The following is a 12,256-nucleotide window of genomic DNA, read 5'->3' on the forward strand; positions in this document are numbered from 1 at the left end:
GTTTCTGTTTTCTGTCCGCCTCACCGCCTCTCCCTGAAAAAATCGCGCAACAGCGTGGCAGCGGCGGTTTCGTCCATGCCGCCATACACTTCCGGCCGGTGGTGGCAGGTGGGCTGGCTGAAAAAGCGCGGGCCGTGGTCGACCGCCCCGCCCTTGGGATCCGGAGCGCCAAAATACAGGCGGCGGATGCGGGCCATGCTGATGGCTGCCGCGCACATGGCACAGGGCTCCAGCGTCACATACAGATCACATTCCGGAATACGTGGCGTTCCCAGAACCCGGCAGGCCTCGCGGATCGCGAGAAGCTCTGCGTGGGCGGATGGATCCTTCAGTTCCTCCGTCCTGTTGCCCGTGGCCACCAGAACGTGGCCTGTGGCTGAATCCACGACCACAGCTCCCACAGGTACCTCGCCCCGCAGGGCTGCGGCGCGAGCCTGCTCCAGGGCCAGATCCATGAAAGAAGGGGACATGGGGTGATTCCGGTTGTGACAGGGGCTGTAACCGCTATACTCCCGCCTCTTTGTGTCCAGCAAGCAGGATCATCACAGTGTCACAGCCCCCTTTCGACGTGGTCGGTATCGGAAACGCCATTGTTGACGTCATCAGCAGCACCACCGACCGCTTTCTGACAGACCAAGGCCTTCACCGCGGAGCCATGACCCTGATCAATGCTGCACGGGCGGAAGAGCTTTACCGGCTCATGGGCCCTGGCACGGAAGCCTCGGGCGGATCAGTGGCCAATACCATGGCCGGGATTGCGTCTCTGGGCGGCAGCGGCGCCTATATCGGCAAGGTGGCGGATGACCAGCTGGGCACCATTTTCCGTCACGATATGCGATCGGTGGGGGTGCGGTTCGACAGTCCGGCCAGCACCACCGGCTCGCCCACGGCACGCTGCCTGATCCTGGTCACGCCGGACGGCCAGCGGACCATGAACACTTATCTGGGGGCCTGCATCGAGCTGTCCCCGGAAGACGTCGACCCGACCCTGATCCGGGCGGCAAAAGTGACGTATCTGGAAGGCTATCTGTGGGATCCGCCGCCGGCCAAACAGGCTTTCCTGAAAGCCGCACAGATTGCCCACGAGGCCAGTCGGAAGGTCTCGCTGACCCTGTCGGATCCCTTCTGCGTGGACCGTCACAGGGCCGGGTTCCAGGATCTGGTCCGCAACCACGTGGACATCCTGTTCGCCAACGAGTCGGAAATCCTGTCCCTGTACCAGTCCAACACGCTGGACGAAGCTATGGCGGCCGTACGCAGCCACTGCGAGGTGGCTGTCATTACGCGCAGCGAAAAAGGCTCCCTGATCCTGTCGGGCGGGGAGACGCATACCGTTCCTGCAGCGCCTGTGCAGAACGTGGTGGACACCACCGGAGCCGGCGACCTGTACGCCGCCGGATTCCTGTATGGCTGGACAAAAGGCATGCCCCTGCCCGCCTGTGGCCGGATTGCCTCCGTCGCCGCGGCGGAAGTCATCGGCCACTATGGCCCCCGCCCCGCTGTCCGGCTGGCGGATCTGCTGGGACACACCCCGGCGTAACGTTACTTTACGAAGGGCGCCAGGTAGACCTGTACAGCCTGGGTCAGTTTTTCGTCCAGGTCCTGCATCATCTTTTTGACCATCTCATACTGGATGGATTCCCTCTGCGCCGGACTGGCGTCTTCAGGAACGGACACCGTGCGCTGGACCGTGGCGTCGGCCGCACCGCTCATCTTTCGCTCGTCCGATTTTCCGATCACCTCAACGGTGATTTTCCCCTCGTACTGTTCGGTATGGTCTTTTGTGAAAAATCCCTTGATGCCCGCTGTTTTCTGCAGGGGCACAGACCGGATTCCCGCTTCCTTCACGATCACATGGACATTGCCATCCCGGCCCGTGGCTTTCAGGCGGTCATTGGCCCACTGGCGCACAGCGGCAACGGGAGAAACGGGAAAACTGTCCTGCACCCAGGCCCCCTGCCCCGCCGGTTCATATTCGCTGGTGATTCTCACCTCGGCCACGTCCAGGGATACAGAGGGTTTGTCCGCAAAGCTCATGGTGCGCGCGGCCTTTGCCGCGGGCTGCGGCCCCGCACAGGCGGCCAGGGACAGAAGCAGGGCAGACACAAGAACAGTAGAACGGAAAAGGTGCATGGGACCTCCTGTTGCATGCGGAAAGCGGACGCGCTAGTTATGCAGGATACAATACATTTCAGGACAGTACAGCCATGATGGAACTTCTGACCGATCCCCACGCCTGGGCCAGCCTTCTGACCCTCAGCGCACTGGAAATCGTCCTCGGGATCGACAACATCATCTTCATCTCGGTCATGGCGGCCCGCCTGCCGGTGCACCGGCAGGCCTCCGCCCGCCGCTGGGGCCTGATCATGGCCTTGGCCACCCGGCTGGCCCTTCTGGCCTCCATCGCGTGGATTGTCACCCTCACCCGCCCGCTGTTCACCGTCATGGAATTCGACATATCGGCCCGCGATCTTGTCCTGGCCGTGGGGGGTCTGTTCCTGATCGCCAAGGGCACCATGGAAATCCACCATTCGCTGGAAGGCGGGCAAGACAACGGGCGTGAAGGGCGCGGCTCCGGCTTTGTCAGCGTGATCATCCAGATCATGATTCTGGACATCGTCTTTTCGCTGGACAGCGTTATCACCGCCGTGGGCATGGCGCAGGAGCTGGCCATCATGGTCACCGCTGTCCTCATTGCCGTGGGCGTCATGCTGTTCGCATCCGGCCCCGTCAGCAATTTCGTCAATCGCCACCCCACGGTCAAGATGCTGGCCCTCAGCTTCCTGCTGCTGGTCGGCTTTGCCCTGGTGGCGGACGGCATGCACTTCCACATTCCCAAGGGCTACCTGTACTTTGCCATCGCCTTCTCGGTCCTGGTGGAGTCCCTGAATCTGGTGGCCGCCGGAAAAAAGAAGCGCAAGGTGGCTGTGCTGAACCCCGCGCCACCGCCGGAAAAGGCCTGACGGGAGAAACGCCATGCCCTTCGTGGTGACCGAAGCCTGCATCAAATGCAAATACACCGACTGTGTGGAGGTGTGCCCCGTGGACTGTTTCTATGAGGGCGAGAACATGCTGGCCATCCATCCGGATGAATGCATTGACTGTGGCGTGTGCGAGCCGGAATGCCCGGCCGAGGCTATCATTCCTGACTCCCATCCGGATGCGGAGAAATGGCTGGGCCTGAACCGGGGGTATTCGGCGCAGTGGCCCAACATCAACCGCAAGAAGGATCCGCCCGCTGACGCTGATGCGTGGAAAGGCCAGCCGGACAAGTTCGCCACACAGTTCAGCCCGAAGCCCGGTCCCGGAAACAAATAACTTTCGGAGAAAATTCCATGTCTCTCGTTGCCAAACGCCTGTCCGGCGTCAAACCCTCCCCCACCTTTGCCATCGGAACAAGGGCCAAGGAACTGGCCAAAACCCGAAGCGTCATCGCCCTGAGCCTGGGAGAGCCGGATTTCAACACGCCGGAGCATATCCGCGAGGCCGCCACGAAAGCCATGAATGCGGGGCAGACCAAATACACAGCGGTCGAGGGCACGCCTGAGCTGCGCCAAGCCATCTGCGACAAATTCCGGCGGGAAAACGGCCTGACCTACACCCCCGACCAGATTATCGTCAGCACCGGCGGCAAACAGGTGCTCTACAACGCCCTGATGGCCACCGTGAACCCGGGGGACGAGGTGATCATCCCGGCCCCCTACTGGGTGTCCTATCCCGACATGGTGGAGCTGGCCGAAGGAAAGCCGGTCATCGTTCCCTGCAGCGCAGAAAACGGCTTCAAGCCCACAGCAGCCGATCTGGAAAAGGCCATCACGCCAAAGACAAAATGGGTGATTCTCAACTCCCCCTCCAATCCAACCGGCGCGGCCTTTACCCGGACCGAGCTGAAAGCCCTCACCGACGTTCTGGTCCGTCACCCGCACGTATGGGTCATGACGGACGACATCTATGAGCACCTGGTCTACGACGGCTTTGAGTTTGTGACCCCCGCCCAGGTGGAGCCGGCCCTGTATAACCGCACCCTGACCGTCAACGGCGTCTCCAAGGCGTTTTCCATGACTGGCTGGCGCATCGGCTATGCGGGCGGGCCGAAAGAACTGATCAAGGCCATGACCATGCTGCAGGGCCACTCCACCAGCAACCCCTGCTCGATCAGCCAGGCAGCAGCCCTGGCGGCCCTCACCGGCCCCATGGACTTCCTCGACGGCTGGCGCAAATCCTTTACCGAACGTCGCGACCTGGTCATCTCCATGCTCAACCAGGCGAAAGGCATCCAGTGCCCCCGGCCGGAAGGGGCGTTCTATGTCTATCCGTCCTGTGCGGGCCTCATTGGCAAGCGCACACCCCAGGGCAAGGTCCTGGAAACGGACGCGGACGTGGTGACATACTTCCTGGAGGCCGAGGGTGTGGCCGCCGTGCATGGCAGCGCCTTTGGCCTGGGGCCCTTCTTCCGCATTTCCTATGCCATGGCAAAGGCCGACCTGGAAGAGGCCTGCCGGCGGATCCAGCGGGCCTGCGCCGCGGTGGAGTAAGGGTTTCAGGCTTTTTACTTTCAGGGCTGTGGTTTATCCTGGACAGCCAGTAACAGCTGTACACGATGGCGTTCATGACCGGTACTCCACCTGACATTCTCCATACCCTCAACACATGGGCTGATCCTGACACTCCAGCCAGCGCGGCAGAGGATAAAGACCGGCTCAGACTGTACTGGACTCTGGTCCAGACCCGGCGCTTTCCCCTGCCCTCGCCGCAGGAGATCAGGGCGCTTGAAGGCTTCCGCCGGAAAAACATGCCCGGCGACCACAAAGCCCTGGCAGCCAGCACAGACATGGCAAAGGGTCTTCTGGCTGACAATGCACGCTTTGCCAGCTTTACCCTGGATGTCCGGCTCACAGTTGCGGCAGAAATGCAGGAACTGGAAAACATTCATCAGGAACAGAAAGACAGAAGCAGGGACACCGGATACCTTCCGGCCGTGCTCCACGAAAAACTGGGCACTGTCAATGAAGATTCCCCACCGCAGGCTGTCGCAGGTGTCGCGCAGTGGATCCTGTCGAAACCGCATAAGGATTTCAGGGCCAACAGGGTTTTGTATCTCCGATACCTCACAGACAGGGCGCGTATGGACGACGCTACGACAGTCCAGGCCCTGGCAGGTGCATTTGCAGGCCGTCTGCATTTCCTGGCATCACAGGACCAGACTGACGCCATCATCCGGGACATAGCCAATACCGTTGCAGCAACACGGTACGACCCATATGAAAGTACCAGTGACCTGGCTCTCGAAACCTTTCAGGCCCTGCAGGTCAAACGTGGTAATGAAGCCGTATCCCGGTGCCTGGGAATTTTCTGCAGTTACACCCTGGACAGGAGCGATTACAGGCTGCTGTCCTGGATGGATCAGGCCCTGGAGGGCCGTTCCGAGTTCCGGGCCATTTTCCGCCGCTGTCTCAGCCAGGACCTGCAGGACGTGGCGGGACGGACTTCAGCGCAGTGCCCGCCCCTCTGGGCAAGGCATTTCTGGAATCATGTCCATGAAATGAACCTGTATCCGGCCTTCCGTCCCCTTCTGGCCGGTATCCTGAAACCGGAATTCGTAAAGCCCGCACTGGAACAGGTCAACGTGCACAAGGAACTGATGAATACCATGAAGATCCTGTGCGGTCTGGATATCCTGTGCGCCGCAGAAACAGAAACTGGTGGAAAAAACAGGACACCCCTGTTTCCTGAAGCCAGGAACGCTGTTGTCAGGGCGCTCGAAGGCGTTTTCGAATGGACGCAGAAACCTGATTCCAACGCTGACGGCATTCTGGTTCTGCCTGCCCTGAAACAGATTGCATATCGTCATGGCCTCGGGAATATTTTTGAAGGTACCCTGGACAGCCTGCGCAGGCAGGCAGCCCTGAGCCGCAGGGTTCTGCCCCCCACCAGCAGCGCAATCCCCTGATATCCGGCGGAGCATGGACGGCGGGGAAAGGCTGGTCTATAAATCCCGGACACTGTGACCGGATCCGGGAGCCTGAACCTATGACGAAACGGGGAAAAGTCCTTCTTGCTGTACTTGTCATTGTGGCCGCAGCCGTCAATGCCGTGGCCATTATCAATTACGACAAACCCTGGTCTTTCTGGCACCAGCACTGGTCCATCTTTTCCAGCGTCATGCAGGGAAAAGAGGCACAGATTCCGGAAACCGGATTCAATCGCCTCCTGGTCCAGCAGACCCAGCGCCTGCTGTGCAAGGCCGAACTGATGGACCAGGTGGATTCCGGAGACAGGGCCATGATCCAGGCCGTGACCGACTATTGCACGTGCGAGGCTGACGCCCTGATGTCCATATTCTCCTGGGAAAAGATCCAGAGCCTGGAGTATGACCAGATCCTGCAGAAAGAACTCCGCGAAAGGGTCCGGACCACATGCGCCCTGCCGGAAGGCCTGGAATTCCCGACCGAAACCGGGGATGATACAGGCCCCGTGGAAACGCCCCCGCACCATGAACAGGACGGACACGATGAGCCAGAACACCTTTGACATTGTTATCATCGGCGGCGGGCCGGGAGGCTATGTAGCCGCCATCCGTGCGGCGCAGCTGGGCATGAGCGTTGCGGTGGTGGAGCGCGAACACATGGGCGGCATCTGCCTCAACTGGGGCTGTATCCCCACCAAGGCGCTTCTGCGCTCGGCCGAGGTATCGCACATCCTGCACAACCTGTCCGCCTATGGTTTTTCCGCCAGGGACATTTCCTTTGACATCAAAAAGATCGTGGAACGGTCGCGTGGCGTGGCAAAACAGTTGTCAGGCGGCATTCGCGGTCTCATGAAAAAGAACAAGGTCACCGTGTTCGACGGCGCCGGCAAACTGGATGGCAAGGGCCGCGTGTCGGTCACCGACAAAGACAAAAAGCCCGTGGCCACGCTGCAGGCCAGACACATCATCATTGCCACCGGCGCCCGCGCGCGGGTTCTTCCCGGACTGGAGCCTGACGGCAAACTGGTCTGGACCTACAAGGAAGCCATGGTACCAGCGGAGATGCCCAAATCCCTGCTGGTCATCGGCTCAGGCGCGATCGGGATCGAGTTCGCCAGCTTCTACCTCCAGCTGGGCGCGGAAGTGACTGTCGCGGAAGTCATGGATCGTATCCTGCCGGTGGAGGACGAGGAGATCTCCGCTCACGCCCGCAAGCAGTTCGAAAAGCAGGGCATGAAAATGCTCACCAGCGCGAAAGTACAAAAACTAGACAAGGGCGCGAATAGCGTCACTGCCTCGATTGAAGTCGGCGGCAAGATGGAAAAAATTACTGTGGATCGCGTGATCGTGGCCGTGGGCATCGTGGCCAACACGGAAAACCTGGGCCTGGAAGGCACGAAGGTGAAGCTGGACCGCGGACACATCGTCACAGATAAATACCTGAAAACGGACGAGCCGGGCGTGTATGCCATCGGCGACGTGACGGGCGCGCCCTGGCTGGCACACAAGGCCAGCCACGAGGGCGCTGTATGTGTCGAGGCTATTGCGGACGTCAAGGGCGTCCACCCGCTGGACAAAAACAACATTCCGGGCTGCACCTATTCTTACCCGCAGATTGCCAGCGTGGGCCTGACCGAAGCGAAGGCAAAGGCCGCCGGGCACCAGGTACGCGTGGGCCGCTTCCCCTTCATGGGCAACGGCAAGGCGATTGCGCTGGGTGAACCGGAAGGCCTGGTGAAAACCGTGTTCGACGCGAAGACCGGCGAACTGCTGGGCGCCCATATGATCGGCGCAGAGGTCACCGAGATGATCCAGGGCTATACCATCGCCCGGACGCTGGAGACCACCGAGTCAGAGCTGATGCACACCGTCTTCCCCCACCCGACGCTGTCCGAAATGATGCACGAATCCGTCCTGGACGCGTACGGGAAGGTGATTCATATGTGAGGGGTGAAACTTACAACCATTCCACGGGAATGGCGTTCGTTTTTTCTGTCAGCGGCAACAGGACCCCGGTCAGACAGACAAGACCGCCTTCCCTGACAGGTTTCCCCAGTGTGGTCAGTAAATCGAAGTTCTTCACCATACTTTTATCCGGTGAAGCTGTTTTCTTGAATTCCAGCGGCCAGACAGTCTCATCCTGTACAATCAGCAGGTCGATTTCTTTCCTGTCCTTGTCCCGGTAGTAATAAAGCGGCGCGCGCCGGCCATTATGCCAATAACTTTTCAGAATCTCGATGAACATGAATGTTTCCAGAATGGCCCCGGACATGGCCCCGGCCTCCAGTGTTTCCGGGCTTGACCATTCTGTCAGATAGGCGCACAGGCCCGTGTCCAGAAAATACAGCTTGGGCGCCTTGATCAGCCGCTTCGTCACGTTGGAATGGTAAGGCTCCAGCAGATAGATAATGCCCGACGCTTCCAGAATGGAAAGCCAGCGCTTTGCCGTTGTGACGGACACGGCGGCATCCCGCGCCATGTCAGACATGTTCAGCAGCTGGCCTGTGCGAGCCGCCGCCGCGCGCAGAAATTTCAGAAACGTGGATTCATCCCCGACATTCGCCAGATCGCGAACGTCGCGCTGTAGATAAGTCTGAATGTACGAACTGTAAAAAAGATCGCGGTCAGCCTCATCATTCAGGGCGACAGCCGGAAACGCTCCACGCCATATGCGCTCGTAAACACCTCTCAGGCCAATGGCCCCCATCTGTCCAAAGCCAGACGTGCGCACGGAAGCCTCGACAATTTTCTGAATGGCTTTTCCAAGATCATCGCCGGACTTTGTTGCCGCTTCCGCTGCGAGAGCGGCAACTTTGGCGGCTTCAGCCGCGGCACGATCGCTGAAATGTCTTGCAAGCTGTTTTGATTTCAGGACAGCCTTCTGTCGCTCTTTCAGCAGGTTTCCTGTGGGTAAAAAGGGTTTATGATGCAAGGCTTCCCCTTGTATTTCAAACTGCGACAGGCCCAGCAGGTTAACGATGCCGACGCGACCTGCCAGGGATTCGGTCACACCCTCCATCAGCTGGAATCGCTGTGATCCGGTCAGCCAGAACAGGTTATTCCGGCGCTCCCTGTCGACAATGATTTTGATATGGGGAAGCAATTCCGGCGCATATTGAATTTCATCGATCAGAACCGGCGGCGCAAATCGCTGAAGAAACAGGGCCGGCTCCTCCCGGGCCAATGCTGCGAGGGTTGGATCGTCAAGGGTGACATAGGTACGATTATCCTTGCTGAGGTGCTGCAGGATCGTGGTTTTTCCGACCTGGCGGGGGCCGGTTACCAGCATCACCGGGAACTGCCCGGCAGCTTTTTTGAGGAAACTTTCGAGAGTGCGCTCTGTGTACATTTTATCGTCCAATTTAATTTATAAAATTAATATAGCCGAAATTACGGAAAAAGGCAAGAAACCTGTTGCGACGAGCGGCTCCTATTCTGACATAAAAAACCACTATTTTTCAATAACTTACCATCATCCGTTGAGTTGGCATCAATTCATTGATACTAACGTGACATATTTCCCAAGGACCTTCCCCATTCCATCGTCTCACTTCACAACAGGACGTAGCAGAGCATGAACCAGGCCGATGACCATACGCTGGCGAGGCAGGCGCAGGCGGGGAACCGCCGGGCGTTTGCTGTGCTTGTGGAGCGGCACTATGGGCTCATGTTCCGTGTGGCGTGGAAATGGTGCGGCATGAAGGATCAGGCAGAGGATATCGCGCAGGAGGCGGCCATCAAGCTGGCCCGTCACATCGACGCGTTCCGGTTTGAGTCGGCTTTTACAACGTGGCTGTATCGCCTGGTGCTGAACACGGCGCGGGGCCACGCAAAAGCCCGCCAGCGCCACGCCCACCGGGAACAGCCGCTGCATGAGGATGGCGTGTATGTGTCCAACGCTCCGTCGCCGGAGCAGCAGCTGGCCCACAAGGATGTGGTGAAGGCGCTGGCCCGCCTGCCCGAGGCTCTGCGGGAGACAGTACTGCTGGTGTGCTGGCAGGGACTGAGCCACCGGGAGGCCGGCGCGGTGCTGGAATGCTCGGAAGGCACGGTGTCCTGGCGCATTCATGAGGCACGCAAACAGCTGGCCGGCGTTCTGGACGGATCAGGGGAGGTGCGCCATGGATGAGAAAAAGCTTCAGGACATGCTGGCGAACCTGCACGCCCCGGAACCGGACAGCACCGCGAAAAAACAGGCTCTGGAACGGGCCATGACGGCCTTTGACGAAAAAATGCATCTCCACACCCAAGGAGTTCAGAAGCCCGGTCGTCTGACGGGTGTTGATGCCTTTTTTACCAACGTCAGGAGATGGATCATGCAAAAGAAATATATCTGGTCGGGTGCGGTGGGCGCAGTTGCCGCCGTGGCCCTGCTCGCGGTTGTGGGAACACCGTATTTTAAAGACATGGGAACGGCCGGGACGCCGTCCTCTGTATTGACGCTGTCGCAAACAGTGGGGTCGTCTGCGCCTGGCGCGGAAGTTCCGCCAGCCTATACTGATGCTGTGCGCACAAGAAATGCCGAACGTCTTGAAGAAGCTCTGGCACAAACCGGCAAAACCATTCCGGCGCCCACGATGGAATTTGGCAAAAGAGAATCCGACGTTGTTGTTGGCGCAGAGGACAATGATCTCCGGCGTGACCGGCTTGTTGATCGCGCTGAAGAAGATGTGAAGGCGCTGGCGGCACCCGCTCCGAAACCTGCAGAAACACCTGTTGCGCCAGCTCCCCAGGGGGAAATAGCCCGGGAACAGATGGCTGTCAGTGGGGTGGGAGCTCCATCAGCCACAGTCGATGGAAGCATTTCGGGTTACAGACAGGCCCCTCTGAACCAGTTGAAGCCGGAAATTGCCCCGCCCATGCCCGTTATTATGGATGATTCAGGCACGTCCTGGTACAAGGACCAGGGCCGGGACAAATTCCAGAACTTCGAGGAAAACCCCGTCAGGTCTGTGGCGGCTGAACCCGTATCCACTTTCTCCATCGATGTGGACACGGCGTCCTACAGCTTCGTCCGCCGCATGTTGAACAGCGGCGTCATGCCCCAGAAAGACGCGGTGCGGATCGAAGAAATGGTCAACTATTTCGACTATGATTACGCTTTGCCCGAAAGCAAAAAAGAGCCCTTCAAGCCCACCGTGGCCGTGTACGACACGCCCTGGACCAAGGGTCACAAGATCATCCACGTGGGCATCCGCGGCTATGACATCGCGGAAAAACCAAAGTCCAACCTGGTATTCCTGATCGACACGTCCGGATCCATGGACAGTCCGGACAAGCTGCCCCTGCTGGTCAATTCCTTCAGGATGATGCTGGACAGCCTGTCGCCCGACGACACCGTGGGCATTGTCACCTATGCGGGCTCGGCCGGCACGGTGCTGGAGCCCACCAAAGCAGGTGACAAGCAGAAGATCATCGAGGTGCTGGATCGCCTGCAGTCGGGTGGCTCCACGGCCGGGGCGGAGGGCATCCGCCAGGCCTATGCGCTGGCCCGGAAGGCCTTCATCAAGGATGGCAACAACCGCATTGTTCTGGCCACCGACGGCGACTTCAATGTGGGCATCACCAACCCGGAAGAACTGAAAGGCTTTGTCGAGCGCAAGCGCAGCGAGGGTATCTATCTGTCGGTTCTCGGCTTTGGCGAGGGCAACTACAACGACCAGATGATGCAGGCGCTGGCCCAGAACGGCAACGGCAACGCGGCCTATATCGACAGCCTGAACGAGGCGCGCAAGGTGCTGGTGCAGGAAGCAGGCTCGACCCTGTTCACCATCGCGAAGGACGTGAAAATCCAGGTGGAATTCAACCCGGCCATGGTCAGCGAATACCGCCTGATCGGTTATGAAACCCGCCACCTGAACCGCGAAGATTTCAACAACGACACCGTCAACGCGGGCGAAGTTGGCGCAGGCCACACAGTGACGGCGCTGTATGAAATCACGCCGGTGGGCGCGACCAAATCCGTGGACGATCTGCGTTATGGTGCGGACACGGGCAAGAACACCGGCATCAACCCGGGCAATGGCGAATACGCTTTCCTGAAAATCCGCTGGAAACAGCCCGACAGCGACACCAGCACGCTGATGACCCGGCCCATCACACCAAAGGATGAGGTGAAGTTCGATGCGGCCTCTGACGACGTGCGTTTCGCTGCCGCGGTGGCGGGCTTTGGCGAGCTGCTGAAAGGCAGCAAACACACCGGCAGCCTGACGTATGATCAGGTGATCAACATCGCCAACAGCGCGCGCGGAAAAGACGAGTTCGGCTATCGCACCGAATTTGTCAACC

The 12,256-nt window shown here is 59.4% G+C and carries 12 protein-coding genes; 9 read left to right on the plus strand and 3 right to left on the minus strand.

Features of this window, described 5'->3' with window-relative positions:
* Positions 1-20: 20 nt before the first annotated feature.
* A complete protein-coding gene (locus M3O22_01680) occupies positions 21-470 on the minus strand; it encodes a nucleoside deaminase (GenBank protein MDP9195472.1) in 450 nt (149 codons plus the stop codon).
* Between the two features lie 77 nt (positions 471-547).
* Between M3O22_01680 and M3O22_01685 the strand changes: the two genes are divergently transcribed.
* A complete protein-coding gene (locus M3O22_01685) occupies positions 548-1,540 on the plus strand; it encodes an adenosine kinase (GenBank protein MDP9195473.1) in 993 nt (330 codons plus the stop codon).
* Positions 1,541-1,542: 2 nt separating this feature from the next.
* Here the strand turns inward: M3O22_01685 and M3O22_01690 are convergent, their stop codons facing one another.
* The gene (locus M3O22_01690; protein ID MDP9195474.1) at positions 1,543-2,133 is read right to left on the minus strand and encodes a hypothetical protein; all 591 of its coding nucleotides are present in this window, start codon (positions 2,131-2,133) and stop codon (positions 1,543-1,545) included.
* A gap of 74 nt (positions 2,134-2,207) precedes the next feature.
* Here M3O22_01690 and M3O22_01695 point away from each other — a divergent pair, with 74 nt between their 5' ends.
* The 6 genes from M3O22_01695 (at position 2,208) to lpdA (ending at position 7,915) form a co-directional block, all read left to right on the plus strand.
* The gene (locus M3O22_01695; GenBank protein ID MDP9195475.1) at positions 2,208-2,963 is read left to right on the plus strand and encodes a TerC family protein; all 756 of its coding nucleotides are present in this window, start codon (positions 2,208-2,210) and stop codon (positions 2,961-2,963) included.
* Positions 2,964-2,976: 13 nt separating this feature from the next.
* Positions 2,977-3,318, plus strand: coding sequence for a ferredoxin family protein (locus M3O22_01700; protein ID MDP9195476.1), 342 nt, complete (start codon positions 2,977-2,979; stop codon positions 3,316-3,318).
* A 17-nt stretch (positions 3,319-3,335) separates the two neighbouring features.
* The gene (locus M3O22_01705; GenBank protein ID MDP9195477.1) at positions 3,336-4,535 is read left to right on the plus strand and encodes a pyridoxal phosphate-dependent aminotransferase; all 1,200 of its coding nucleotides are present in this window, start codon (positions 3,336-3,338) and stop codon (positions 4,533-4,535) included.
* A gap of 74 nt (positions 4,536-4,609) precedes the next feature.
* Positions 4,610-5,950 carry a hypothetical protein gene (locus M3O22_01710; GenBank protein MDP9195478.1) on the plus strand — a complete coding sequence of 447 codons (1,341 nt, stop codon included), beginning with the start codon at positions 4,610-4,612 and terminating at the stop codon, positions 5,948-5,950.
* 80 nt (positions 5,951-6,030) lie between these two features.
* The gene (locus M3O22_01715; GenBank protein MDP9195479.1) at positions 6,031-6,531 is read left to right on the plus strand and encodes a hypothetical protein; all 501 of its coding nucleotides are present in this window, start codon (positions 6,031-6,033) and stop codon (positions 6,529-6,531) included.
* On the plus strand, positions 6,512-7,915 hold the full coding sequence (gene lpdA, locus M3O22_01720; protein ID MDP9195480.1) for a dihydrolipoyl dehydrogenase: 1,404 nt from the start codon (positions 6,512-6,514) through the stop codon (positions 7,913-7,915). Before M3O22_01715 ends, lpdA begins: the two co-directional genes overlap by 20 nt.
* A 10-nt stretch (positions 7,916-7,925) precedes the next feature.
* On the opposite strand, the gene M3O22_01725 is transcribed toward lpdA, so the two are convergent.
* Entirely contained in the window at positions 7,926-9,317 is a 1,392-nt protein-coding gene (locus M3O22_01725) for an ATP-binding protein (GenBank protein MDP9195481.1), read from the minus strand.
* Between the two features lie 225 nt (positions 9,318-9,542).
* On the opposite strand from M3O22_01725, the gene M3O22_01730 reads away from it, so the two are divergent.
* The gene (locus M3O22_01730; protein ID MDP9195482.1) at positions 9,543-10,097 is read left to right on the plus strand and encodes an RNA polymerase sigma factor; all 555 of its coding nucleotides are present in this window, start codon (positions 9,543-9,545) and stop codon (positions 10,095-10,097) included.
* A partial coding sequence (locus M3O22_01735) for a VWA domain-containing protein (protein ID MDP9195483.1) occupies positions 10,090-12,256 on the plus strand: 2,167 nt, incomplete at its 3' end. The genes M3O22_01730 and M3O22_01735, both read left to right, overlap by 8 nt.

The organism is Pseudomonadota bacterium, from assembly GCA_030775045.1.
Lineage (GTDB): Bacteria > Pseudomonadota > Alphaproteobacteria > JALYJY01 > JALYJY01 > JALYJY01.

Excerpts from the sequence above, each read along its gene's own strand:
- M3O22_01680 (MDP9195472.1), bottom strand. The coding sequence starts at position 470 with ATGTCCCCTTCTTTCATGGATCTGGCCCTGGAGCAGGCTCGCGCCGCA.
- M3O22_01690 (MDP9195474.1), bottom strand. The coding sequence starts at position 2,133 with ATGCACCTTTTCCGTTCTACTGTTCTTGTGTCTGCCCTGCTTCTGTCC.
- M3O22_01695 (MDP9195475.1), top strand. The coding sequence starts at position 2,208 with ATGATGGAACTTCTGACCGATCCCCACGCCTGGGCCAGCCTTCTGACC.
- M3O22_01700 (MDP9195476.1), top strand. The coding sequence starts at position 2,977 with ATGCCCTTCGTGGTGACCGAAGCCTGCATCAAATGCAAATACACCGAC.
- M3O22_01705 (MDP9195477.1), top strand. The coding sequence starts at position 3,336 with ATGTCTCTCGTTGCCAAACGCCTGTCCGGCGTCAAACCCTCCCCCACC.
- M3O22_01710 (MDP9195478.1), top strand. The coding sequence starts at position 4,610 with ATGACCGGTACTCCACCTGACATTCTCCATACCCTCAACACATGGGCT.
- M3O22_01715 (MDP9195479.1), top strand. The coding sequence starts at position 6,031 with ATGACGAAACGGGGAAAAGTCCTTCTTGCTGTACTTGTCATTGTGGCC.
- lpdA (MDP9195480.1), top strand. The coding sequence starts at position 6,512 with ATGAGCCAGAACACCTTTGACATTGTTATCATCGGCGGCGGGCCGGGA.
- M3O22_01725 (MDP9195481.1), bottom strand. The coding sequence starts at position 9,317 with ATGTACACAGAGCGCACTCTCGAAAGTTTCCTCAAAAAAGCTGCCGGG.
- M3O22_01730 (MDP9195482.1), top strand. The coding sequence starts at position 9,543 with ATGAACCAGGCCGATGACCATACGCTGGCGAGGCAGGCGCAGGCGGGG.